At 66.8% G+C, this 23,022-nt stretch carries 21 protein-coding genes and 1 pseudogene; 4 read left to right on the top strand and 18 right to left on the bottom strand.

Going from position 1 to position 23,022, the window contains the following annotated elements; translation table 11 throughout:
* Window positions 1-14 precede the first annotated feature (14 nt).
* The 4 genes from AC1Q6V_RS22085 to AC1Q6V_RS22070 all read right to left on the bottom strand — a co-directional run bounded on the left by AC1Q6V_RS22085 (window position 15) and on the right by AC1Q6V_RS22070 (window position 1,635).
* Complete coding sequence (locus AC1Q6V_RS22085; RefSeq protein WP_454749697.1) at window positions 15-389, bottom strand: hypothetical protein; 375 nt, start codon at window positions 387-389, stop codon at window positions 15-17.
* Window positions 390-483: 94 nt separating this feature from the next.
* Window positions 484-810 carry a hypothetical protein gene (locus tag AC1Q6V_RS22080; protein WP_010812832.1) on the bottom strand — a complete coding sequence of 109 codons (327 nt, stop codon included), beginning with the start codon at window positions 808-810 and terminating at the stop codon, window positions 484-486.
* Between the two features lie 140 nt (window positions 811-950).
* Window positions 951-1,253, bottom strand: coding sequence for a hypothetical protein (locus AC1Q6V_RS22075; protein ID WP_010812831.1), 303 nt, complete (start codon window positions 1,251-1,253; stop codon window positions 951-953).
* 178 nt (window positions 1,254-1,431) lie between these two features.
* Window positions 1,432-1,635, bottom strand: a complete 204-nt coding sequence (locus AC1Q6V_RS22070; protein ID WP_010812830.1) for a cold-shock protein — start codon at window positions 1,633-1,635, stop codon at window positions 1,432-1,434.
* 325 nt (window positions 1,636-1,960) lie between these two features.
* Here AC1Q6V_RS22070 and AC1Q6V_RS22065 point away from each other — a divergent pair, with 325 nt between their 5' ends.
* Entirely contained in the window at window positions 1,961-2,188 is a 228-nt protein-coding gene (locus AC1Q6V_RS22065; protein ID WP_010812829.1) for a hypothetical protein, read from the top strand.
* Between the two features lie 83 nt (window positions 2,189-2,271).
* On the opposite strand, the gene AC1Q6V_RS22060 is transcribed toward AC1Q6V_RS22065, so the two are convergent.
* The gene (locus tag AC1Q6V_RS22060; RefSeq protein ID WP_010812828.1) at window positions 2,272-4,509 is read right to left on the bottom strand and encodes an NADP-dependent isocitrate dehydrogenase; all 2,238 of its coding nucleotides are present in this window, start codon (window positions 4,507-4,509) and stop codon (window positions 2,272-2,274) included.
* 340 nt (window positions 4,510-4,849) lie between these two features.
* On the opposite strand from AC1Q6V_RS22060, the gene AC1Q6V_RS22055 reads away from it, so the two are divergent.
* Window positions 4,850-6,211, top strand: a complete 1,362-nt coding sequence (locus tag AC1Q6V_RS22055; RefSeq protein ID WP_454749698.1) for an esterase-like activity of phytase family protein — start codon at window positions 4,850-4,852, stop codon at window positions 6,209-6,211.
* Window positions 6,212-6,283: 72 nt separating this feature from the next.
* Here the strand turns inward: AC1Q6V_RS22055 and AC1Q6V_RS22050 are convergent, their stop codons facing one another.
* Entirely contained in the window at window positions 6,284-7,825 is a 1,542-nt protein-coding gene (locus tag AC1Q6V_RS22050) for a methyl-accepting chemotaxis protein (protein ID WP_454749699.1), read from the bottom strand.
* A 280-nt stretch (window positions 7,826-8,105) separates the two neighbouring features.
* On the opposite strand from AC1Q6V_RS22050, the gene AC1Q6V_RS22045 reads away from it, so the two are divergent.
* Window positions 8,106-8,534: a phasin family protein gene (locus AC1Q6V_RS22045; RefSeq protein ID WP_010812825.1), complete on the top strand. Its 429-nt coding sequence runs from the start codon at window positions 8,106-8,108 to the stop codon at window positions 8,532-8,534.
* 12 nt (window positions 8,535-8,546) lie between these two features.
* On the opposite strand, the pseudogene AC1Q6V_RS22040 reads toward AC1Q6V_RS22045, so the two are convergent.
* Window positions 8,547-8,840 (bottom strand): annotated as a pseudogene (locus AC1Q6V_RS22040) (DUF1272 domain-containing protein); the annotation flags it as partial.
* Window positions 8,841-8,988: 148 nt separating this feature from the next.
* Window positions 8,989-9,918: a LysR family transcriptional regulator gene (locus AC1Q6V_RS22035; protein WP_010812822.1), complete on the bottom strand. Its 930-nt coding sequence runs from the start codon at window positions 9,916-9,918 to the stop codon at window positions 8,989-8,991.
* 178 nt (window positions 9,919-10,096) lie between these two features.
* Here AC1Q6V_RS22035 and AC1Q6V_RS22030 point away from each other — a divergent pair, with 178 nt between their 5' ends.
* On the top strand, window positions 10,097-11,071 hold the full coding sequence (locus AC1Q6V_RS22030) for a tripartite tricarboxylate transporter substrate-binding protein (protein WP_010812821.1): 975 nt from the start codon (window positions 10,097-10,099) through the stop codon (window positions 11,069-11,071).
* Window positions 11,072-11,079: 8 nt separating this feature from the next.
* Here AC1Q6V_RS22030 and AC1Q6V_RS22025 read toward each other — a convergent pair whose 3' ends face one another.
* The 10 genes from AC1Q6V_RS22025 to phnY form a co-directional block, all read right to left on the bottom strand.
* Window positions 11,080-11,367 carry a XapX domain-containing protein gene (locus tag AC1Q6V_RS22025; RefSeq protein WP_010812820.1) on the bottom strand — a complete coding sequence of 96 codons (288 nt, stop codon included), beginning with the start codon at window positions 11,365-11,367 and terminating at the stop codon, window positions 11,080-11,082.
* Window positions 11,368-11,406: 39 nt separating this feature from the next.
* A complete protein-coding gene (locus tag AC1Q6V_RS22020; RefSeq protein ID WP_439669249.1) occupies window positions 11,407-12,867 on the bottom strand; it encodes an aldehyde dehydrogenase family protein in 1,461 nt (486 codons plus the stop codon).
* 160 nt (window positions 12,868-13,027) lie between these two features.
* Window positions 13,028-14,653, bottom strand: a complete 1,626-nt coding sequence (locus tag AC1Q6V_RS22015) for an MFS transporter (RefSeq protein WP_454749700.1) — start codon at window positions 14,651-14,653, stop codon at window positions 13,028-13,030.
* Window positions 14,650-15,099, bottom strand: coding sequence for a DoxX family protein (locus tag AC1Q6V_RS22010; protein WP_010812817.1), 450 nt, complete (start codon window positions 15,097-15,099; stop codon window positions 14,650-14,652). Before AC1Q6V_RS22010 ends, AC1Q6V_RS22015 begins: the two co-directional genes overlap by 4 nt.
* Before the next feature lie 34 nt (window positions 15,100-15,133).
* Window positions 15,134-17,074, bottom strand: a complete 1,941-nt coding sequence (locus tag AC1Q6V_RS22005; RefSeq protein WP_011617553.1) for an amidohydrolase — start codon at window positions 17,072-17,074, stop codon at window positions 15,134-15,136.
* 5 nt (window positions 17,075-17,079) lie between these two features.
* Entirely contained in the window at window positions 17,080-17,901 is an 822-nt protein-coding gene (locus tag AC1Q6V_RS22000; RefSeq protein WP_010812815.1) for an alpha/beta fold hydrolase, read from the bottom strand.
* A gap of 60 nt (window positions 17,902-17,961) precedes the next feature.
* Window positions 17,962-18,648: a hydrolase gene (locus AC1Q6V_RS21995; protein WP_010812814.1), complete on the bottom strand. Its 687-nt coding sequence runs from the start codon at window positions 18,646-18,648 to the stop codon at window positions 17,962-17,964.
* Window positions 18,649-18,985: 337 nt separating this feature from the next.
* Complete coding sequence (gdhA, locus tag AC1Q6V_RS21990; RefSeq protein WP_010812813.1) at window positions 18,986-20,329, bottom strand: NADP-specific glutamate dehydrogenase; 1,344 nt, start codon at window positions 20,327-20,329, stop codon at window positions 18,986-18,988.
* Between the two features lie 303 nt (window positions 20,330-20,632).
* On the bottom strand, window positions 20,633-21,388 hold the full coding sequence (locus AC1Q6V_RS21985; protein WP_454749701.1) for a DeoR/GlpR family DNA-binding transcription regulator: 756 nt from the start codon (window positions 21,386-21,388) through the stop codon (window positions 20,633-20,635).
* A 133-nt stretch (window positions 21,389-21,521) separates the two neighbouring features.
* Complete coding sequence (gene phnY, locus AC1Q6V_RS21980) at window positions 21,522-22,985, bottom strand: phosphonoacetaldehyde dehydrogenase (RefSeq protein ID WP_010812811.1); 1,464 nt, start codon at window positions 22,983-22,985, stop codon at window positions 21,522-21,524.
* Between the last annotated feature and the right edge of the window lie 37 nt (window positions 22,986-23,022).

The following is a 23,022-nucleotide window of genomic DNA, read 5'->3' as shown; positions in this document are numbered from 1 at the left end:
GACTGCGTGCGGCCTCAGCCAAGCACGCGCACATGCGGCCGGGCCGTCCTGAGCCCCGCGCCGACCGGCCTCAGTTCGCCGTCCCATGGCGCGGCGGCGAGGTCCAGCACCGCATCGCCCTCGCGCGCCTTGTCGTGCAGCTGGTCGCGCACCACCTGGCCGATGGCCAGGCGGCACAGCGCCTCGCCGCTGGCGGCAAGCTGGCCCTGCAGGGCCCCTGGCTCGGCCAGCACGCCGAACGACCGCCGCCCCATACCCACGAAGCTGGTAAACAACACCCCGGTGGGGCGCTCCGCATCGATAAAGCAGACCGCAACGTGATAGGTGATGCCTTTGCCCTCACCGGGCAACGTGCACAGAAAACCTGATGACCCCGAACGCATGTCCATGAACGGACTCCTTGCAGTCTGACGGATAGCGCCGCGCCTGTTTCCCCGCTCCGCAACTTGGCCTGTGACCAGGCCGCGCTACGGAACCGGATACCTAGATCGACGTCACGGATTCGCCGGCGACCAGGCCATTGATGATGTCTTCGCCGAACTGCAGCGCGCCGCGGCGCGCCGAGCCGATGTTCTCCCAGCGCGACTCGCTCATGGGGTACACGCGCGCATGGTCGCTGCCAGGGCGATAGCCCTCGCGGCAAATCACGATCGACGCGAGGAAGCTGTTGTCGGGCTTGGTGCGCGGCCAGGCCTGCTCAGGCCGATGGCGATAAACCAGGGGATACAGATCGAAACCCTTGTAGCTGGCAAAGGGCGTACTGCCGGGAACAGTGTTGCCGGGACTGCGGCTGGGACTGCTGTCGCTCACGACATCTCCATGCGGCATCGTGCCGCGCTGATGGGAAGGATTGCTGAACTCATTGGATCACGCGCACGGCATGAGCCATGGCCCGGCGCGGGCGTCAGCGGCGCAAATGCACCACGGCGCCAGGGCCCGTCGTCGGAGCTTCAGGATGCCATCGGCGCGCCGGCCGCTATTACCGACACCCCCGGCACCGCGCCATTGATGATGGCCTCGGCATAGCGCAACGCACCGCGTCGCGCGCCACCGACGTTATCCCACGGTGCGGCGTCCAGGCGGAACGTGCGCGCCTGCATGCCTTCGGGCGACTCGCCTTCCAGGCAGATCACCACGGCAGCATCGAAGGAACGGTCCGGCCGCGGCTCGGGCCACACGCGCTCGGCGGCGTGCTTGTACACAAGGGGATAGAGGTCGTAGCCCTTGTAAGTTGCAGCCGGATAGATATCCATGGCAGCCTCCGCCGTTTGGTGATCCTGCCCCCACTCTACGCTTGTTGCCGCGCCAGCAGTGGCTTTATTTCACGGTTGCGGGGAATTGCGGCAACGGAAATAAAAAAGCTCCGCGTTGGCGGAGCTTTTTTCATTGGACTGGCGCCTCGGCGCTCAGCTCAACTCAGGTCGGTGCGATTCAGATCGGCTCGATCTTGGTCGCGGCCGGGCCCTTTTGGCCGACGCCAGCGACGTAACGCACCTTCTGGCCTTCTTGCAGCGACTTGAAGCCGTTGCCCTGGATTTCGGAGAAGTGCGCGAACAGGTCGTTGCCGCCTGCATCAGGCGTAATGAAGCCAAAACCCTTCGAATCGTTGAACCACTTGACGGTACCGGTTTCCATGTTGGATTCCTCAATAAGTTTTTTCTCACCGGCAAAAGCGCCGGCAAGGCATGACGATCAAGGAAGACACAAGGAGAAAAAGTGGCGCCGTGTGGGCAAGCACCTGGACTTCTAGGTTGCTGCTTGAAAGATCCTGCACTCATCCTTATACAGGCCCCACCCAGGCGTGTCAACGAACTTCACCGGATCGGGCCCAAATCACGGGGAAAGTGCGGGTTGAGGGTCTCGCCGGGCGAAATCCTGTGTATGCGGCATGTACCCCTCCCACTTCCGGCCCTGAAGGCGCCGGCATGCTACAGTGGCCGATCGAACGGAACAGACACGGATGACACTCTGCACTGCCTGCCAGGCCATTGAACGCCACGTGCGCGGCGCCCCCGGGCACGCGGCACTGCGCATCACCGACACCCGACGCATCAAGCCCGCCGGCTCCGCCGCCGTCACCATCAGCAGCTTCGTCTGCCAGGACTGCGGCGCGCTCTGGACCTACCGGGACCAGAAGAGCGGCCCGGAACAGGGGTGGGACATCCATATGGAAGCGCAGCAGCCATAACGCCTTCCGCGGCGCAAAAGAAAAACCCCGGGCCAGGACCCGGGGTTGCGACACCTGCCGGCCCGCCGAGCGGGCCAGTCCGGTCAGGCCGTCACGGTCGACAGCGCGGCGTTCAGCGTCTGGCTCGGGCGCATTGCGGCGCTGAGCTTGTCGGCTTCCGGCATGTAGTAGCCGCCGATATCCACCGGCTGGCCCTGCACGGCGCCGAGTTCGCCAACGATCTTCTGCTCGTTGTCGGTCAGCGTCTTGGCCAGCGGTGCGAACTTCGCGGCCAGTTCGGCGTCCTCCGACTGGGCGGCCAGTTCCTGCGCCCAGTACATCGCCAGGTAGAACTGGCTGCCGCGGTTGTCCAGCTGGCCGGTCTTGGGCGACGGGCTCTTGTTGTTGTCCAGCAGCTTGCCGGTGGCAGCATCCAGCGTCCTGGCCAGGATCTTGGCCTTGGCATTGCCGGTCTTGATGCCAACGTCTTCCAGCGACACCGCCAGCGCCAGGAACTCGCCCAGCGAATCCCAGCGCAGGTGGTTTTCTTCCACCAGTTGCTTGACATGCTTCGGAGCCGAACCGCCGGCGCCGGTCTCATACATGCCGCCACCGGCCATCAGCGGAACGATCGACAGCATCTTGGCGCTGGTGCCCAGTTCCATGATCGGGAACAGGTCGGTCAGGTAGTCGCGCAGGATGTTGCCGGTCACCGAGATGGTGTCCAGGCCGCGGATCACGCGCTCCAGCGTGTAGCGCATGGCGCGCACCTGCGACATGATCTGGATGTCCAGGCCATTGGTGTCGTAGTCCTTCAGGTAGGTCTCGACCTTCTTGATCAGCTCGGCTTCGTGCGGACGGTACGGGTCCAGCCAGAACACCGCCGGCATGCCCGAGTTGCGCGCGCGCGTCACGGCCAGCTTGACCCAGTCGCGGATCGGCGCGTCCTTGACCTGGCACATGCGCCAGATGTCGCCCTGCTCGACGTCCTGCGTCAGCAGCACTTCACCGGTGGCCAGGTCGACGATGTTGGCGACGCCGTCTTCGGCGATCTCAAAGGTCTTGTCGTGCGAGCCGTATTCTTCGGCCTTCTGCGCCATCAGGCCCACGTTGGGCACGGTGCCCATGGTGGTCGGGTCGAAGTTGCCGTTGGTCTTGCAGAAGTTGATGATCTCCTGGTAGATGCGGGCAAAAGTGCTTTCCGGGATCACGGCCTTGGTGTCCTTCGGACGGCCGTCGGCACCCCACATCTTGCCGCCGATGCGGATCATGGCCGGCATCGAGGCATCCACGATCACGTCGTTGGGCGCGTGCAGGTTGGAAATGCCCTTGGCCGAATCCACCATCGCCAGTTCCGGGCGATGCTCGTGGCAGGCGTGCAGGTCGCGGATGATCTCTTCGCGCTTGGAGCTGGGCAGCGCCTCGATCTTCTCGTACAGGTTGACCAGGCCGTTGTTGACGTTCACGCCCAGTTCGTCGAACAGCGCGCCGTGCTTGGCGAAGGCTTCCTTGTAGAAGATCTTGACGGCGTGGCCGAACACGATCGGGTGCGACACCTTCATCATGGTCGCCTTGACGTGCAGCGACAGCATCACGCCGGTCTTGCGCGCGTCTTCGAACTGCTCTTCATAGAAGTCGCACAGCGCCTTCTTGCTCATGAACATGCTGTCGATGATCTCGCCATCCAGCAGCGAGACCTTGGGCTTGAGCACGATGGTCTTGCCGCTCTTGGTGACCAGCTCCATCTTGACGTCACGCGCGCGGTCCAGGGTCATGGACTTTTCGCCGTGGTAGAAGTCGCCATGCTTCATGTGCGCCACGTGCGTGCGCGAGGCCATGCTCCACTCGCCCATGCTGTGCGGGTGCTTGCGCGCGAAGTTCTTGACCGCTGCCGGTGCGCGGCGGTCGGAGTTGCCTTCGCGCAGGACCGGGTTCACGGCCGAGCCCAGGCACTTGGAATAGCGCTTCTGGATTGCCTTTTCTTCGTCGTTCTTCGGATCTTCCGGATAGTCCGGCACCTTGTAGCCCTTGCCCTGCAGTTCGCGGATGGCGCTGACCAGCTGGTGCACCGAGGCGCTGATGTTCGGCAGCTTGATGATGTTGGTGTCCGGCAGCTGGGTCAGCTTGCCCAGCTCGGCCAGGTTGTCCGGCACGCGCTGCGCTTCGGTCAGGAATTCGGGGAACTCGCCCAGGATACGGCCCGCCACCGAGATGTCGCTGGTGGTGACGTTGATGCCGGCGGGCTTGGTGAAGGTCTGGATGATCGGGAGGAACGCACTGGTCGCCAGCAGCGGAGCTTCGTCGGTCAGCGTGTAGATGATGGTGGGTTGCTGGGTACTCATTGCTTCTCTCAGATCCTCGAACGGGTGGTAGGACATCCGCCTGCTGGGTCACAGCGCGGCGGCATACTAGGCGAAAAATAGAATTTTGCCTCAGTTTGCTTTCAGGGGCCTGAAAACCCACTGCTTTTTGCGCGGCTATCGGCAGAAATCCGGATGCCGGTGCCGCGTTGGGCCCGCCCGCACAGCATGATCGTTCGCAGATTGCACCGGCACGGTGCCCATATCGCATCTACGCTGCGACGCAACATGCCGGGGCCGTGCGCCCCACGGATCACAGTTCTGTCAAACTCGGCGCCGACAATGCAGGGTTTTGTCCTCTTCAACGCCAAGGAAAACCACAATGTCTCGTCATTTGCTGCTGGCCCCGGCGGCCATCGCACTGGGCTGCCTGGGCGCGGCGCAGGCGTGGGCGCAGGCCCCTGCCGCCTACCCCGCCACGCTGGCAGGCCACGCTATGCTGCCGGCCCAGACCCTGCTTGCCGTGCCGAAGGACGCGCCTGCTGACCTGCAGGTCAGCGGCAAGTTCACCACCGCGAAGCGCGTGGACACGCCGGGCACGGTCGAAGGCAAGTCCAATGGCCGCCCCACCGGCGTGTCGCTGCCGTTCCGCGGCCAGCCGGCACAGGGGCATTCCGGCATCAAGCGCATGGCCGACGGCAGCTTCTGGGTGCTGACCGACAACGGCGCCGGCGCCAAGGCCAACTCGCCGGACTTCATGCTGTACCTGAACCACTACAAGGTGGACTTCGGCAGCGGCCGCCTGCAGCGCCTGAAGACCATCTTCCTGCACGACCCGGACCAGAAGGTGCCGTTCCGCATCGTCCACGAGGGCACCAGGCAGCGCTACCTGACGGGGTCGGATTTCGATACGGAGAGCTTCCAGTTCGCCGATGGCGCGATCTGGATCGGCGACGAGTTCGGCCCGTTCCTGATCAAGGCGGACCTGGACGGCAAGGTGCTGGCCGTGTTCGACACCAAGGTCGACGGCAAGGTGGTGCGCTCGCCCGACCATCCCGCCGTCACCGCGCCCGGTGCGCCGGACGGCAGCGTGAAGTTCCAGGTGCGGCGCTCCAAGGGCTTCGAGGGCATGGCGTCCTCGCCCGATGGCAGCAAGCTGTACGCGCTGCTGGAAGGCGCGCTGTGGGACGAGGCCGCCAAGGGCTACGAGAACGAAGGCGGCAAGCCCTACCTGCGCGTGCTGGAGTTTGATGTCAGGCAGCAGGCCTGGACCGGCCGCCACTGGAAGTACGTACTGGAAGGCGCCAGCCACGCCATCGGCGACTTCAACATGATCAATGCCACCACCGGCCTTATCATCGAGCGCGACAACGGCGAAGGCACGCCGGACAAGGCCTGCCCGGCCGGGCAGAAGCGCCCGGACTGCTTTGACGATGTGGCGAAGTTCAAGCGCGTGTACAAGGTCGAGCTGAGCGATGCCAACGCCGGCGGGCCGCTGCGCAAGATCGGCTATATCGACCTGCTGCGCATTGCCGACCCGGGCAAGCTTGCGCGCAAGCCGTTGACCGATGGCGTGCTGGCGTTCCCGTTCTTCACCATCGAGAACGTCGACGTGGTCGACGCCACGCATATCGTGGTGGGCAACGACAACAACCTGCCCTTCAGCAGCAGCCGCGAGCCGAACAAGGCGGACGACAACGAGCTGGTGTTGCTGGAGGTGGGGGAGTTCCTGAAGGCGCGGTGAGCGTCTGCTGTGATGGGGGGGGTGCTCCCCTCTCCCGCTTGCGGGAGAGGGGAGAAAACAAGCAGGCTACGCTTACGCCGCCAGCCTGAACGTCGACACCGCCTCCTTCAGCCGCTGCGCCTGCTCCTCCAGCGAGCCTGCTGCAGCAGCGGCCTCTTCCACCAGCGCCGCGTTCTGCTGCGTCACGGTATCCATCTGCGTCACCGCCTGGTTGACCTGCTCGATCCCGGCGCTCTGCTCGGCCGAGGCCGCGCTGATCTCGCCCATGATGTCGGTCACGCGCCTGACCGCGGCAACGATCTCCACCATGGTCTGGCCGGCCTGCGTCACCTGCATGGAACCCTTCTCGACGCGATCGACCGAATCGCCGATCAGCGCCTTGATCTCCTTGGCTGCGGAAGCGCTGCGCTGCGCCAGCGTGCGCACCTCGCCCGCGACCACCGCGAAGCCGCGGCCCTGTTCGCCGGCGCGCGCGGCTTCCACCGCGGCATTGAGCGCCAGGATATTGGTCTGGAAAGCGATGCCTTCAATCACGGCGATGATGTCGACCACCTTCCTCGACGCGCCGTTGATCTCCTCCATGGTCTCGGCAACCTTGCCCGCCGCGTCGCCGCCCTTCTCGGCGATGTCCGAGGCATTGACCGCCAGCGTGCTGGCCTGGCGCGCGTTGTCGGCGTTCTGGCGCACGATGCTGGTCAGCTCTTCCATGCTGGCCGCGGTCTGCTGCAGCGACGAGGCCTGTTCTTCCGTGCGCTGCGACAGGTCGGTGTTGCCGGCCGCGATCTGGCTGGTGCCGGACACGATCGACTCGGTGCCCGCGCGCACCTGGCGCACGATGCGCAGGATATTGGCGTTCATGTCCGCCAGTGCCTGCAGCAGCTGTCCGGTTTCATCGCGGCTGTCGACGTCGATGCGGCTGGTCAGGTCGCCCGACGCCACGGTGCGCGCCACCGCCACGGCGCGATGCAGCGGCCGCGTGATGCCCGCCGTCAGCCATACCGAGAACGCGATGCCGATCGCCAGCACCACCACGCCCAGCCCGATCAGGCTGTTGCGGGCGTTGGCGTAGATGCCGTTGATCTCGCGCGCGGTGGCGTCGATGCTGGCACGCTGGATGTCGAGCAGCTTCTGGATCTCGCCCAGGTAGGCGTCGCCGGCCGGGACGAACTCTTTCTCCAGCACCTGGTTGGCCTCTTCGGTCAGCCCCTCTTGCTTGAGTTTGGTGATCTTGTCGCGGCCGTTGTTGTACGGGTCGCGCACGCTCAGGATCTTCTGGAATGCGGCCTTTTCCTCGGCCGAGCTGAGCATGGGCTGGAGCTTGTCGCGCAAGGCGGCGATGCCTTCGATCGACGCCTTGGTCTCGGCCGCGAAGAACGCGCCGAGCGACGGGTCGGCACTGCGCGCCACCGCCGTGGTGCGGCGCACGCTGGTGTGCATGAGGCGGTACCAGTCGCTGACCAGCCGCTCCTTGGTCAGCGGCTGCTGCATCATCGCGTGCGTGCGCTCAGCCACCTGTTGCAGGCGCATCATGCCGAATACCGTCATGAGCGCAGAAAGCAGCAATACCACCCCAAAGCCGATGCCGAGGCGTACCCCGATGCCTAGATTCTTCATGTCTTCTACCTGATTAGCACTGGTTACGGCGAAGTGCCGGTCCGCGCCTGGGACCGGCGCGGCGTTCTTCGCTCTCATCGTCCGCGGACGGGCCCGGTCGGGCCAACGCACTTGCGGGCTATGGATGCCAACGGCATGGGGTCCGGGAACTTTAGGGTCTTCCTCGATTGACGGCCAGAAGTGTGCGGATACCGGCTATAGTGGACAGGAACCCGGCCGAAGGGCACGCTCCATCCCCGCCGCCGGCCACCCTGCCAGTCCTTCCAGAAGGAGACCCAGCATGGCCACGCCTCCCAATCCCTTTGCAGACTTCACCAAGATGATGGAACAGTTCCGCCTGCCGGGCGTGGACATGAGCGCGGTAATGGAAGCGCGCCGCAAGGACATCGAGGCCCTGACCGAGGCCAACAAGCTGGCCTATGAGGGCATCCAGGCCCTGGTGCAGAAGCAGCAGGAGATCTTCGCCCAGACCATGCAGCAGCTGCAGGCGGCCGCTCAGCAGTACAGCACCGCTGGCAATCCTGCCGAGGCCATGGCCAAGCACAGCGAATTCGTGCAGCAGCAGCTGCACCAGGCACTGGAGAACATGCGCGCGCTGGCCGAAACCGCGCAGAAGGCGCAGGCCGAAGCGCTGGCCGTGATCAGCAAGCGCGCCGAGCAGAATGTGAAGGAGGCTGGCGAGTTGCTCAAGCCGAAATCCAAGGGCTAGCCCAGGCCACCGCTAGCGCTGCTCGGGCGGGACCGGGGCGATCGCCCCGGCAAAGCGGGCATGCACCTCGAGGTCCACCGGCCGGTGCTTGACCCTGGTGCTGGCCGGGTCGTTGCCGAGGTAGTTGCCGTTCTTCCAGTCGCGTGCCGGGCGCACCGGACGCGGCACGAAGCCGCCCCCGCAGTTCGGGCAGACATTGCGGAGCGTATCCACGCAGTCTGCGCAGAAGGTGCATTCGTACGAGCAGATGCGGGCTTCGGTCGATGCGGGTGGCAGGGGCTTGTTGCAATGCTCGCAGCCCGGTCGTTTCCGGGCGTTATATCAACCATCTTTCGGCAACGGAAATGAATGCCGCGACCGTGTCTCTGGGCATCGCCGGACGTCCCAAGGCTCGATGCTCCCCTACATCGGCCTGCGATAGTGAAGCCTCGTCGCACTGGCTTATCGCTCCCCCTTACCGCACCCACCCCCTCTCCATCAACGGCACATCCCACGGCGGCTCGCCCTGCAGCCTTTCCGCCAGGTAGTCCACCAGCACCCGCACCTTCAGCGCCTGCCGCTGCGTGGCCGGATACACGGCGGCGAACTCGAACGATGACAGCGCATAGTCGTGCAGCACCGGGACCAGCCGGCCGGCCAGCAGGTCTTCGCTGGCGACCAGCGTGGGCAGGCAAACCACGGCGGCACCGCTGACCGCATAGTCGCGCAGCAGGTGGACGGAGTTGGTGCGCATGCGCGGGGCCAGGTCGATCTCGACCGATTCGGCATCGCGCGAGAAGGTCCACTTGTTGCGGGTCGGGTAGGCGGAGTACAGCGCCACCTTGCTGCAGATCAGGTCCGCCGGCCGCTCCGGCTTGCCCCAGCGTTCAATGAACTCCGGGGCCACGCAGAAGATGCGGCGCAGCGTGAACAGGCGCCGCGCGATCAGCGAATCGTTCTGGGGCGCGAAGATCTGGAAGGCCACGTCGAAGCCTTCCTCGATCGGGTCGATGACGCGGTCGTTGACGACGACGTCCAGTTCGATATCCGGATACTGCTGGCTGAAGCCGGCCAGGATATCGGCGAAGTGGCCAATGGCGAAGCCGGGCAGCACCTGGATGCGCAGGCGCCCCGCCGGGGTGGCGCGCAGGTCGCGCATCTGGTCGGTCAGGTCGGCCAGGTTGGCGACCACGTCGGCGCATTGACGGTAGTAGGTCTCGCCCACTTCCGACAGGCGCACGTGCCGCGTGCTGCGATGGAACAGCGGCGCGTTGATGTACTTCTCGAGCTGCTGCACGCGGTGGCTGACGACGGAATTGGTCACGCCGAGCTGGCGCGCGGCCTCGGCAAAGCTTAACGTGTCCGCGACCCTGACAAAGGCTTCGATACTGAGAAAACGGTCCATGGCAAACCCGTGCGAAGAGGATCATGACCCACCGCAGTGCTACCATCTGGCCCTCGCCGGGCCAGCAAGGCCGACAACGTACCGCGGTTGCTTGCACAACGGTGGGGCGCGGCGACATCCCGGCCGCGATCAGAAGGCAGTTCGACGGCAATCATAGCGAACGAGGGGCAGATCCGTCATGCAGATCCGTGCATTGCATCGCCGTCGCCTGGTGCTGGGCGGCGCCGCGGCCATGCTGCTGGCCGGCCGCACCGGCGCACAAGCGCGCAGCAACGGCCCGCTGGTGCTGGTCGTGCCGTTTGCGCCAGGTGGCGTGGTCGACAAGACCGCGCGCGCAGTCCATGTTGGCCTCGGACGCCGGCTCGGCCAGACCGTGGTGATCGAGAACCACGACGGCGCCGGCGGCACCATCGGCACGGGCATCGTGGCGCGCAGCAAGGCCAACGGCCACACCATCGGCCTGGTCTATGACTCGTATGCGACCGAGCCGCTGGCCTACCCGAACCTGCCTTACCGCGCCGGGCGTGATCTCACTGGCGTGTCGTATATGGTGCGCGCGCCAATGGCGCTGGTGGTGCCGGCCGCGTCGCCGTGGCGCACGCTGCAGGACTATGTGCGGGCGTGCCGACAATGGCGCGAGGTGTCTTATGCCTCCGTGGGTGTCGGCAGTTCCAACCACCTGACCGCCGAATGGTTCCACCAGGCCGCCGGCACCCATGGCCTGCACGTGCCGTTCCGCGGCGGCGCCCCGGCACTGAAAGACCTGCTGGGCGGCCATGTCGATTCGATGTTCGCCAGCCTGCCGCTGGTGCTGGCGCAACTGCAGGCCGGCAAGCTGCGGGCGCTCGCGGTCAGCTCTTCTGCGCGCAATCCGCATCTGCCGACGGTGCCCACGCTGGCCGACACCTGGCCGGGCCTGGTCACCTATTCCTGGGTCGGCATGATCGCGCCGGCCGGCACGCCGGCCGCGCAGCTCGACCGCCTGGCCGCCGCAGTCAGCCAGACGCTGCGCGAAGCGGCCGTCACGCAGTACCTGTACGACAATGGCTTTGAAGTCGTGGCCAGCGGACGCGAGGCGATGAATGCACTGGTCGCTTCCGAAGCGGCGCGCTGGGCGGAACTGGCGCGGCAACGCACGCTGGCGCTGAGCTAGCGCGATGCCTAGTGCGCCTGCGGCTCGTCCCGTGCTGCTTCCGCAGCCGGGCGTGCCGCCGTCGGCGCCGACGGTGCGCCGGTGATCTTCGGCACGCACTCGCCACGGAACCAGGCCACCGTGACCGCCTCGCCCGCCAGCAGGCGCTTGACGGGCGGCACCACTTGCTCGCCGATCAGCATGCCCAGCAAGCCGATCAGCGCCACCACCGGCGGCGCCGGCGAGCGCACCTGCAGCAGTGCATAGATGATGCCGACCAGGATGCCGGCGGCCAGTGATACCAGATAGAGCTTCATTGCGTTCTCCCTGAAATGATTGGTGGTGCCGCGCGGGCTTCAGCGCGCAAAGTGCGGCGCAATGCCGGCATCCACGTTGATCCATACCGAGCGCGACTCGGTGTAGCCGTGCATCGCCTCGAACCCCATGTCGCGCCCGTAGCCGGATTCACCCACGCCGCCGAAGGGGCTGCCCGGATGGACGCGCTTGTAGCAGTTGACCCAGCACATGCCGCCGCGGATATCGCGCGCGAGGCGGTGCGCGCGGGCCAGGTCGCGCGTCCATAGCCCGTTGCCCAGCCCGTATTGCGTGGCGTTGGCGATGGCCAGCGCCTGCTCGTCGCTGGCAAAGCGCAGCACCGTGACGACCGGGCCGAAGACCTCTTCCTGGGCGATGCGGTCCTGCGGGCGCGCAGCGACCACAGTGGGCTCGACATAGAAGCCCTGGCGCAGGCCGGGGTCGGCAGGGGCCTTGCCTCCGGCCAGCACGGTGCCGCCCTGGGCCTGTGCCATCTCCACAGACTCCAGCACGCGGTCGCGGTGGGCGGCCGAGGTCAGCGGCCCCATCTCGGTGGCAGGGTCGGCCGGATCGCCCACGCGGATCGATTGCGCCAGCGCCACGAAGCGCTCGAGGAAGGCATCGGCGATGTCCTCATGCAGCAGCAGGCGCGAGCCGGCGATGCAGGCCTGGCCCTGGTTGTGGAAGCTGGCCCAGGCCGCGCCCGCCACGGCGGTATCCAGGTCGGCATCGGCAAAGACGATATTGGCGCCCTTGCCGCCCAACTCTAGCTGGATGCGCTTGAGGTTGCCGCGCGAGGCCTCGACGATGCGCCGGCCGGTGGCAGTGGACCCCGTGAAGGCGATCTTGTCCACGTCGGGATGATTGGCCAGCCGCTGCCCGGCCACGTTGCCGAAGCCGGGCACGACGTTGATCACGCCCGGCGGGAAACCGACGTCAGCCGCCAGCGCCGCCACGCGCAGCGCGGACAGCGGCGTCAGCTCCGACGGCTTGAGCACCACCGTATTGCCCGCCGCCAGTGCCGGCCCCAGCTTCCAGCCGGTGAACATCAGCGGGAAGTTCCACGGCACGATCTGCCCCACCACGCCGACCGGGGCCCGTTGCACATAGTTGAGAAAACCGGGTTCGACCGGCACCACGGTGCCTTCGATCTTGTCGGCCATGCCCGCGAAGTAACGGAAGCACGCGGCGGTGCGCGGTACGTCGAGGCCGCGCGCATCGCGGATGGGGTGGCCGGTGTCGGCGCTTTCGAGTTCGGCCAGACCCGTGTCGGCCTCGATGGCGTCGGCCAGCCGTGCCAGCAGCCTGCCGCGTTCGCCGGCGGCGAGGCGCGACCATGCGGGAAAGGCGCGGCGTGCCGCGGCCACGGCGCGGTCGATATCGAGCTGCGCGCCCGCGGTCACGCGCGTGATCAGGCTGCCGTCGTGCGGATTGACGACGTCGAGGGTGTCCCCGTCAAGGGCGTCGACGAAGCGGCCGTCGATAAACAGCTGGTTGTGCATGGGGGGTCCTTGGGGACGAGGGACGCGTAGGTGGCAGGGTGGCGGCATTGCCTGAAGGGCGGTGTCGGTCGCCACGCCTGCCCTCACCCCTGCCCCGCTCCCGCAAGCGGGAGAGGGGAGTTCCGCAGCGGCAGATCGGAAGGCCGTCGCTATGGCTTGCTTATTCCAGAGGCCGCCCCGCTGCCAGCAGGTGCCGCACCCGCGGCGGCCCTTCGCCGGTGTGGAAGCGCGCGACCTCGCGCTGCAGGTCTGCGTCCGCGTGCGGCACGCGCTCGTGCTGGCGCAGGTGCTCGGCCCAGGATTCGACCAGGAACCACTCGGTGTAGGCCTCGGCATCGGCCGGGTCCTCCATCACGCCCCAGTTGAACGCGCCGTCGCGCAGCCGTTCCTCGGACAGCTTGTGGATGGCTTGCAGGAAGCCTTGGCGGTCGGCCGCGCGCACGCGGTATTCGATCAGGATCATCACCGGGCCGCGGTCGTGCGCCACCTCTTCGGCGGCTTCGGGCGCTGGCCAGTGCCGTGCCGGGCCCAGGTCTTCCTCGCCACGCGGCAGCTTGACGCGGTGCATGACGAAGGCGGCCACGCACAGCGCGGCCGCGGCGATCATCAGCGCCGCCGGAGTGCCCAGCCCCTGCGCGACAAAGCCCCACACCAGGCTGCCCAGCGCCATGGCGCCGTTGAACACCATCTGGTAGACCGCCAGCGCGCGGCCGCGCACCCAGTTGGGCAGGATCGCCTGGGCCGTGCCGGCCAGCGTGGTCAGCGCCAGGATCCACGCGGCGCCAAGCAGCAGCAGCGCCAGCATGGCGACCCATGCCGGCGGCGCCACCGACAGCACCGCCATCACCGCGGCGGTAGCCAGTGCCGCGGCCAGCATCAGCTGGTCCAGGTCCAGCCGTTTCTGCAGGCGCGGCATCACCAGCGCGCCCAGGATCGCACCCACGCCGACCGCGCCAAGCAGCATGCCGTACAGCGATGCGCCGCCGTGCAGCATCTGGCGCGCCACCAGCGGCAACAAGGCCCAGATGCTGCTGCCCAGCGCGAAGTAGCAGGCCGCGCGCAGCAGCACCACATGGAGCTTGCTGTGCGCCCTGGCAAAACGCACGCCGGCGCGGAAAGCACCGAAGAAATGCTCGCGCAGCGGGTCTTCGGCGCGTGCCGGGCGCTTCCACCACAGCAGCGCGGCAATCACGAACAGATAGCTGGCCACGTCCGCGCCATAGGTCGCCGCCGCGCCGAACGCGGCCAGCAACAGGCCGCCCGCGGCCGGCCCGATGGCGCGCGCGATATTGACGCCCAGCGAGTTCAGCGCCACCGCCGGCTTCAGTTCACCGGCCGGCACCAGTTCCGGCACGATCGACTGCCAGGTCGGCCCCATCATCGCGGTGCCGATGCCGCCCAGGAAAGCCAGGCCGATCAGCAGCTCGATGGTCAGCCCGTCCTGCCATGCCAGCAGCATCAGCGAACCGCTGACCATTGCCAGCCCCACCTGGATCACGATCAGGAAGCGGCGGCGGTCGAGGATGTCAGACAGCACGCCGGCGGGAATCGCCAGCAGGAACACCGGCAGCGTGCCGGCCGCCTGGATCATGGCGACCGCGGCGGGCGAGCCCGACAGGTCAGTCGCCAGCCAGGCGCTGGCCACATCGCGCATGAAGCTGCCGATATTGCCCAGCACCGTCGCCGCCCACAGCACGGCGAAGGTGCCATGCGCCAGCGGCGCGAAGCTGCCGCCGGCCGGCGCGGCGGCACCGGGGATCGGCGCGGGCTTGGCGGCCGGGCTCATGCCTGGCCCCTGCCCGCGCGGCGTTGCCGCAGGTCTTCCCAGGCGACCAGGCAAAGGCCGCCGGCCAGCGCGATATGCTCGAAGAAGGCGTTGGCCTGCCCGAAGCGTGCATCCGGCGGCGCCTGCCAGAAGCGGTTGGCGACAAAGGTTGCCAACAAGGTGAAGACGGCCAGCGCCAGCGCGCCCAGCCACCGCAGCCGCCCGCTCAGCATCAGCGCGGCCGCGCCCAGTTCCAGCACGATCACGGCCGCTGCCAGCGGCGCGGCCGGCGCCAGGCCGAAGTGCTGCATCTCGGCGATGGCGGCACCGAAGTCAGCCGCCTTGACCAGTCCACCCTGCAGGTAGGGCGCGGACAGTGCCAGCAGCGCCAGCCAGCGCAGCCAGGCCGAGGGCGCGCCGGGCGTGGTCGCCGCGCGCGCCGTGGGGCGGATGGGATGGGCAGTCATGGTCGGGTCTCCTGGTATCGGCAACGCAGCGGCATCAGAACGCCCAGCATGAGCAACCCAGCGCGCCCCAGAACGTACTCTCGTCCGAGGTGGGCACGCCGGCCGTCCAGGCCCTGGCATGCGCATGGCCGTGCACGCCGCATGAACTGGCACAGCCGCAGGCTGTGTTCAAGGCCAGCTTTTGGGCTTGCGGGCGCGGCTGGTAGCCGCCCGCGTGGCGCACCGGCGACCAGTCCGGCATGGCCGGCGGGATGGCGGGCGACAGCTTGCCGAAGTCGCCGTCGCCATAGACCACTTCGCCGCCGAGGATGGTCAGCACCGAGGTGATGTCCTGGATCTCGTCGCCCGGCACGCTGAAGTAATCCGCGGACAGCACCGCCAGGTCGGCCAGCTGGCCCGCCTTGATCTGGCCCTTCTTGCCGGTTTCGGACGAGAACCAGGTATTGGCCTCGGTCCACAGCCGCAGCGCGGTCTCGCGGTCGAGCAGGTTGGCCTGCGGGTACATCGACATGCCGCCCACGGTCTTGCCGGTGGTCAGCCAGTACAGCGACACCCACGGGTTGTAAGAGGCCACGCGCGTGGCATCGGTGCCGGCGCCGACCTTGACGCCCTTCTCCAGCATTTTCTTCACCGGCGGCGTCGCCTCGGCCGCGCGTGCGCCGTAGCGCTCGACAAAGTACTCGCCCTGGTAGGCCATCCGGTGTTGCACCGCGATGCCGCCGCCGAGTGCGGCGATGCGGTCGATATTGCGGTCGGAGATGGTCTCGGCGTGGTCGAAGAACCAGTTCAGGCCGTTGAACGGGACGTCCTTGGCCACCTTTTCATAGACATCGAGCGCACGGGAGATGGTCTGGTCGTAGGTGGCATGCAGCCTCCACGGCCAGCGCTTCTCCGCGAGCAGGCGGATCACCGGCTCCAGGTCGGCCTCCATCGACGGCGCCATCTCGGGGCGCTCGACGCGGAAGTCCTCGAAGTCGGCAGCGGTGTAGACCAGCATCTCGCCGGCGCCATTGTGGCGGTAGAGGTCGTCGCCCTGGCCAGGCTTCACCCTGGAGGCCCAGGTCTTGAAATCGCTGAGCTCTTCCTTGGGCTTCTGCGTGAACAGGTTGTAGGCCAGGCGCACCGTGAGCTGCCCGGCCTGGTGCAGTTCCTCGATGATGCTGTAGTCCTCCGGGTAGTTCTGGTAGCCACCGCCGGCGTCGATCACGCCGGTGACACCCAGCCGGTTGACCTCGCGCATGAAATGCCGCGTGGAGTTCTTCTGGTATTCAGGCGGCAGCTTCGGGCCCTTGGCCAGCGTGGCGTAGAGGATGGTGGCGTTGGGCCTGGCCAGCAGCAGGCCGGTGGGATTGCCGCGCGCATCGCGCGCGATCTCGCCGCCGGGCGGGTTCGGGGTGTCCTTGTTGTAGCCCACCGCGCGCAGCGCGGCGCCGTTCAGGATGGCGCGGTCGTACAGGTGCAGGATGAAGACCGGGGTGTCGGGCGCCACGGCATTCAGTTCCTCGATGGTGGGCAGCCGCTTCTCGGCGAACTGGTGCTCGGTGAAGCCGCCCACCACCCGCACCCATTGCGGCGCTGGCGTGCGCGCGACCTGTTCCTTCAGCATGCGCATGGCGTCGGCGAGCGAGCGCACGCCGTCCCAGCGCAGCTCCATGTTGTAGTTCAGGCCGCCGCGGATGATATGCATATGGCTGTCGATCAGCCCGGGAATGGCGCGCCGGCCATTCAGGTCGACCACCTTCGTCTGCGCGCCGGCCAGCTTCATGATGTCCTGGCGCGTGCCGACGGCGACGAAACGCCCGTCGCGGATCGCAACGGCGTCCGCCTGCGGCCTGGACTTGTCGAGCGTGGCGAACTTGCCGTTGACGAGAATGAGGCTGGGCTGGCTGCCAGGCGGCATGGCGAAGGTCTCCGAGAGCGGCGCCGCGCCGAGCGCGGCGGCCGAAGCGATAAATTGCCGGCGGGTGACTGACATCGGGCTCAGGCCTTCAGGAAGGCCAGCAGGTCGGCGTTGACCTGGTCGGCATTGACCACGCACATACCGTGCGAAGCGCCCGGATAAACCTTGAGGGTCGCGCCCTTGACCAGTTCCACCGACCGCTTCGCCGCAGCATCGATGGGCACGATCTGGTCGTCATCGCCATGCAGGATCAGCGTGGGCACGTCGAACTTCTTCAGGTCCTCGGTGTAGTCCACTTCCGAGAATTCCCTGATGCAGGCGTACTGGCCCACGATGCCGCCGGCCATGCCCTGCGCCCAGAAGGCATCGATGGTGCCTTGCGAGACCTTGGCGCCGGGGCGGTTGAAGCCGAAGAACGGCGTCGCCAGGTCCTGGTAGAACTGCGAGCGGTTGTCGGCCACGCCCTTGCGGATGCCGTCGAACACATCGATCGGCAGCCCGCCGGGGTTGGCCGCGGTCTTGAGCATGATCGGCGGCACCGCGCCGATCAGCACCGCCTTGGCGACACGGCCGGTGCCATGGCGGCCGATGTAGTGCGCCACCTCGCCGCCACCGGTGGAATGCCCCACCAGCGTGGCATCGCGCAGGTCCAGCGCGTCCAGCAGCGCGGCCAGGTCGTCGGCGTAGGTGTCCATGTCGTTGCCCTGCGCCGGCTGGTCCGATCGCCCGTGGCCGCGGCGGTCATGGGCGATCACCCGGAACCCCTGCTGCACCAGGAACAGCATCTGCGCGTCCCACGCATCGGCATTGAGGGGCCAGCCGTGGGAGAAGACCACGGGCTTGCCACTGCCCCAGTCCTTGTAGAAGATCTGCGTGCCATCCTGCGTCGTAATGGTGGTCATGATGGGACTCCTGGATGCAATCAAGGGATCGGGTGAGCTTGCGGCTGGTTCAGTGCCGGCTCAGCGGGCAGGCACGGCGGCCAGTGCCTCATGCGGCGTGGCGGTGCGCTGCGCGGCCTTGTGGACCATGGTGTAGGCGTAGTCCACCCCCATACCGTAGGCGCCCGAGTGCTCCTTGACCAGTTTCATCACCGCGTCATACGTGTCGCGGTGGGCCCAGTCGCGCTGCCATTCCAGCAGCACCTGCTGCCACGTGACCGGCACCACGCCGGCCTGGACCATGCGCTGCATGGCGTAGTCGTGGGCTTCCTTCGAGGTGCCGCCGGAGGCATCGGCCACCATGTAGATCTCATAGTCGCCTTCGGCCATGGCGCAAAGGGCAAAGCTGTTGTTGCAGACCTCGGTCCACAGGCCGGACACCACCACCTTCTTGCGACCGTTGGCCTTGAGGGCGTCACGCACCTTCTGGTCGTCCCAGGAGTTCATCGAGGTGCGCTCCAGCAGCTTGTGGTCCGGGAACACATCCAGCAGTTCCGGGTAGGTGAAGCCCGAGAACGACTCCGTTTCCACCGTGGTGATGGTGGTCGGGATATTGAAGATCTTCGCCGCCTTGGCCAGGCCAACGGTGTTGTTCTTCAGGGCCTGGCGGTCCATCGACTGCACCCCGAAGGCCATCTGCGGCTGGTGGTCGATAAAGATCAGCTGGCTGTTTTGCGGGGTCAGGACTTCGAGCTTGGGGTTCGTCATGATGATCTCCGGTCAGGGGGCGCCTGGATAGGCTGTGAAGTTAGTTATTGCTACCGCTGTATTCGTTCACCAGTGGTGTTCGCCTGGGGTGTGTGCATAGTAGGCAAGGCGCCGTGCACTGACTACGTAGCAAAGTCCGAGGACAGTGTTCGCGATTTGCGAATAATCGGGAGATGCAGTCGGGCGGCGGGCCGTGGCGGGAAATGGCGAGCGTGAGGGCGCTGCCCAGCGCTGCGGGGTGGGTACTGCCAGGGGGACTCGGGGCGAGATGCGCCAGGCGGGTACGTGCCTGCACCCGCCTGGCAACGGCCGGCATTGCGCCGGCCGGAACTTCAGGTCAGATCACGCCTTGCGCCAGCATGGCGTCGGCCACCTTGACGAAGCCGGCGATGTTCGCGCCTTCCACGTAGTTGATATAGCCATCCGCCTTCTGCCCGTGGTGGATGCAGTTCTGGTGGATGTCCTTCATGATCGCGTGCAGCTTCTCGTCGACCTCGGCATGGTGCCAGGACAGGCGCATGGCGTTCTGCGACATTTCCAGGCCGGAAGTGGCAACGCCGCCGGCATTGCTGGCCTTGCCCGGGGCGTAGAGGATCTTCGCATCGACAAAGCGGTCCACGGCTTCCAGCGTCGACGGCATGTTGGCGCCTTCGGCCACGCAGATCACGCCATTGCCGAGCAGGGTCTCGGCGTCGTTGCCGTCCAGCTCGTTCTGGGTGGCGCACGGCAGCGCCACGTCGGCGGGCACGTGCCACGGGGTGCGGCCGGCTTCGAAGGCCATGCCGTGGCGGGCGGCAAAGTCAGACAGGCGGCCGCGCTCTTCATTCTTGAAGGCCATCACTTCGGCCAGCTGCTCGGTAGTCATGCCCTGCGGGTAGTGCAGCACGCCGCCTGAATCGGACAGCGTCAGCACCGTGGCGCCCAGCTCGATCGCCTTCTCGGCCGCGTACTGGGCCACGTTGCCCGAGCCCGAGATCAGCACGCGCAGGCCGTCGAAAGCGCGCCCGCGCCGGTGCAGCATCTCCTGCGCAAAGTAGACCGTGCCGTAGCCGGTCGCTTCCGGGCGCATCAGGCTGCCGCCGTAGGCCAGGCCCTTGCCGGTGAAGACGCAGGCGGACTGGTTGGAAAGCTTCTTCATCATGCCGGCCATAAAGCCGACTTCACGTGCGCCCACGCCGATGTCGCCGGCCGGGATGTCGGTATCCGGGCCCAGGTGGCGGAACAGCTCGGTCACCAGCGCCTGGCAGAAACGCATCACTTCGCCATCGGACTTGCCCTTGGGATCAAAGTCCGAGCCGCCCTTGCCGCCGCCCATGGGCAGCGTGGTCAGCGCGTTCTTGAAGGTCTGCTCGAAGCCCAGGAACTTCAGCACCGACAGGTTCACAGTCGGGTGGAAGCGCATGCCGCCCTTGAACGGGCCGATGGCCGAGCTGTGCTGCACGCGGAAGGCGCGGTTGACCTGCACCCGGTTCTGGTCGTCGGTCCAGGCCACGCGGAACTGGATCACGCGCTCGGGCTCCACCAGCCGCTCGAGCAGGGCCTGGTCGGCGTAGCGCGGATTGCGCTCGACAAAGGGCCAGAGCGTCATCATCACTTCCTTCACGGCCTGGAGGAATTCAGGTTGATTGGGGTCGCGGCGGGCAACCCCCGCCAGGAATGCGTCAAGGGAGGGAGAATTCACGGATGTCTCTTGCTGTGCTGGAGTGGCTGGATCCGGCAGCCTTGCCGGCTTGGTGCCGGTCTGTGGTGCCGTCTGGCGTTGCGCCGATGGAAGGTGGGTGGCCTCCGGTTGTCCGCACATTCACGGCGGGGCCGTGCCTGTCGGACAATGCAGCACTTTAGCACCAGCGTGGGGCACACGACAGTCAAAACACCTGTGACAGCGGCGTGAAAGCCGCATTTTAGTGCATCAGGCGGGGATTTCCGTGCGATCAGCGGACGGCGCCGCCTTTGGGAATCCGACTGGGGCGGACGCTCTGGGCCTTCAGGCGATGAGCAGCTTGGCGCCCCGCTCCTTGAGCGCCGCGGCCAGTTCCGGCTCCGGCGCCATGTCCGTAATCAGCCAGGCAGCCAGGTCGAAATGCTTGATGGTCACGCCGGTATTGCGGCCGAACTTGGTATGGTCAGCCACCACGCAGGCCACGTCGGCGGCCAGCAGCATGCGGCTGCGCAGTTCCGCCGCGGCGCGGGAGAAGTCGCAGATCTCGCCGCGCGGCGTGACGCCGCCGATGCCGACAAAGGCAAAGTCGGTGTGGTAGCGCGACAGCTGTTCGATGGTGTCCCAGCCGTGCGTGGCGTCTTCGTTGTCCTGCAGCTCCCCGCCCAGCACGATCACCCGGTTGCCGTTGCGCCGGCCCAGCAGCTGGGCGATGGCAAGGTCGTTGGTGTAGACCAGCAGGTTGTGGTGGCCATGCAGCGCCTGCGCCACCGCGTGGGTGGTGGTGCCGTAGTCCAGGATCAGCGAGGCGCCGTCGCGCACCAGCTCGGCGGCGCGCACGCCGATCGCGCGCTTGCCTTCGGCATTGACCGCGGCGCGGGTCTGGGTATCGGGCTCGGTGCGGTCAGAAGTCAGCGCGCCGCCGTGGGTCAGCACCAGCAGGCCACGGGCGGCCAGCGCGTTGAGGTCGCGCCGGACGGTCTCGCGCGAGACGTCGAGCTCGGTCACCAGTTCGCTGATAGCCAGCGCGCCGGTGGCGGAGAGCTGGTCGAGGATGTATTTCTGCCGTTGTTCGGCGAGCACGGTGACTCCGGAAGCGTCAGGGACTGGGGGCTGATTCTAGCGCAGCGGGTGCTGCGGTGTGCCAAGGACCATGCCCCTCTCCCGCTTGCGGGAGAGGGGCCAAACCAGCGACAGATTCATTTCCCCCGGTGCTTCACGCCCACGGCAACGTCACCGTCTTCAGGTTGGTAAAGCTCTTGGCCGCCTCCTGCACGCCTTCCTTATAGCCCAGCCCCGAATCCTTGATGCCCCCAAACGGCGTCAGTTCGATGCGGTAGCCCGGCACTTCCCAAAGATTGACCGTGCCCACATGCAGCGAGTTGGCGATTTTGGTGAAGGCCTCGATATTGTTGGTGCACACGCCGGAAGACAGCCCGAACGCGGTCCCGTTGGAAATCCGGATGGCGTCATCGACATCGCGGAAGGTAATGATCGGCGACACCGGCCCGAACGTCTCCTCACGCACCACCGTCATCGACGGGTCCACGCGGTCGATCACGGTCGGCGAATAGCTGGCGCCGTTGCGGTGGTTGCCCACCAGCAAGCGCGCGCCGTGCGCTACCGCTTCATTGACGCGCGCCTCGAACAACATCGCGGCCTGCTCGTCGATCACCGTGCCCATGTCCACGCCGCGATCCATCGGGTCGCCGTATTTCCAAGCGCGCGTCTTCTCGACCACCAGTTCGGTAAAGCGCGCGGCGACGGCCTCATGCACCAGCATGCGCTTGACCGCGGTGCAGCGCTGGCCCGAGTTCTTGTAGGAGCCCTGCACCGCCAGGTCCGAAGCGCGGTCCAGGTCGGCATCGTCCAGCACGATCAGCGGGTCGTTGCCGCCCAGCTCCAGCACTACGCGCTTGTAGCCGGCCTTGCTGGCAATGTACTTGCCGATCGCCACGCCGCCGGTAAAGGTCACCAGGTCCACGGCGGGGTGCGTGATCAGCTCGTCGGCGATCTCGCGCGGGTCGCCGGTGATCACCTGCAGCATCTGCGGCGGCAGGCCGGCTTCATACAGCAGGTCGGCCAGGTAGAACGCCGACAACGGCACCTTCTCCGACGGCTTGAGCACCATGCGGTTGTTGGTGGCGATCGACGGCGCCACCTTGTGCGCCACCTGGTTCATCGGGTGGTTGAACGGCGTGATGGCGCAGATCACGCCCAGCAGCGGCTCGCGCTGGGTCATCACGCGGCGCTTCTTGCCGTGCGGGGTCAGGTCGCACGAGAACAGCTGGCCATCGTCGCGCAGCGCCTCGGTGGCGGCAAAGCCAAGCACGTCGGCGACGCGGCCGATCTCATACAGCGAATCCTTCTTGGACAGGCCGGATTCCAGCGTGATCAGGTCCGACGCTTCTTCAGTGCGCTCACGCAGCAGCGCGGCGGCGCGGTTCAGGATGGCGGCGCGCTCATAGCGCGTCAGCGTGGAGCGGTAGGCCTGGCCCACTTCGAAGGCACGGCGCACATCGTCAAGCGTGGCCTTGGGCACGGTGCCGACCAGAGTGCCGTCATACGGGTTGCGCACTTCGATCATGCGCTCGCGCACGATCTTCTGGCCGTCGATGCGCAGGGCCTCGGCGCGGAAATGGGGGCTGACGGCGCCAGCGGGGAATTGGGGGGCGTTCATAAGTCTCCTCCGGTCAACACGGTTCGGTACGGCTCGA

Source organism: Cupriavidus sp. GW823-FHT07B10, from assembly GCF_058794355.1.
This window is presented reverse-complemented; position numbering and strand designations above follow the sequence as displayed.

Excerpts from the sequence above, each read along its gene's own strand:
- AC1Q6V_RS22005 (WP_011617553.1), bottom strand. The coding sequence starts at position 17,074 with ATGTCAGTCACCCGCCGGCAATTTATCGCTTCGGCCGCCGCGCTCGGC.
- AC1Q6V_RS22025 (WP_010812820.1), bottom strand. The coding sequence starts at position 11,367 with ATGAAGCTCTATCTGGTATCACTGGCCGCCGGCATCCTGGTCGGCATC.
- AC1Q6V_RS22075 (WP_010812831.1), bottom strand. The coding sequence starts at position 1,253 with ATGGATATCTATCCGGCTGCAACTTACAAGGGCTACGACCTCTATCCC.
- AC1Q6V_RS22070 (WP_010812830.1), bottom strand. The coding sequence starts at position 1,635 with ATGGAAACCGGTACCGTCAAGTGGTTCAACGATTCGAAGGGTTTTGGC.
- AC1Q6V_RS22085 (WP_454749697.1), bottom strand. The coding sequence starts at position 389 with ATGGACATGCGTTCGGGGTCATCAGGTTTTCTGTGCACGTTGCCCGGT.
- AC1Q6V_RS22015 (WP_454749700.1), bottom strand. The coding sequence starts at position 14,653 with ATGAGCCCGGCCGCCAAGCCCGCGCCGATCCCCGGTGCCGCCGCGCCG.
- AC1Q6V_RS22000 (WP_010812815.1), bottom strand. The coding sequence starts at position 17,901 with ATGACCACCATTACGACGCAGGATGGCACGCAGATCTTCTACAAGGAC.
- AC1Q6V_RS22010 (WP_010812817.1), bottom strand. The coding sequence starts at position 15,099 with ATGACTGCCCATCCCATCCGCCCCACGGCGCGCGCGGCGACCACGCCC.
- AC1Q6V_RS22045 (WP_010812825.1), top strand. The coding sequence starts at position 8,106 with ATGGCCACGCCTCCCAATCCCTTTGCAGACTTCACCAAGATGATGGAA.
- AC1Q6V_RS22030 (WP_010812821.1), top strand. The coding sequence starts at position 10,097 with ATGCAGATCCGTGCATTGCATCGCCGTCGCCTGGTGCTGGGCGGCGCC.
- AC1Q6V_RS22020 (WP_439669249.1), bottom strand. The coding sequence starts at position 12,867 with ATGCACAACCAGCTGTTTATCGACGGCCGCTTCGTCGACGCCCTTGAC.
- AC1Q6V_RS22035 (WP_010812822.1), bottom strand. The coding sequence starts at position 9,918 with ATGGACCGTTTTCTCAGTATCGAAGCCTTTGTCAGGGTCGCGGACACG.
- AC1Q6V_RS21995 (WP_010812814.1), bottom strand. The coding sequence starts at position 18,648 with ATGACGAACCCCAAGCTCGAAGTCCTGACCCCGCAAAACAGCCAGCTG.
- AC1Q6V_RS22050 (WP_454749699.1), bottom strand. The coding sequence starts at position 7,825 with ATGAAGAATCTAGGCATCGGGGTACGCCTCGGCATCGGCTTTGGGGTG.
- phnY (WP_010812811.1), bottom strand. The coding sequence starts at position 22,985 with ATGAACGCCCCCCAATTCCCCGCTGGCGCCGTCAGCCCCCATTTCCGC.
- AC1Q6V_RS22065 (WP_010812829.1), top strand. The coding sequence starts at position 1,961 with ATGACACTCTGCACTGCCTGCCAGGCCATTGAACGCCACGTGCGCGGC.
- AC1Q6V_RS22060 (WP_010812828.1), bottom strand. The coding sequence starts at position 4,509 with ATGAGTACCCAGCAACCCACCATCATCTACACGCTGACCGACGAAGCT.
- AC1Q6V_RS22055 (WP_454749698.1), top strand. The coding sequence starts at position 4,850 with ATGTCTCGTCATTTGCTGCTGGCCCCGGCGGCCATCGCACTGGGCTGC.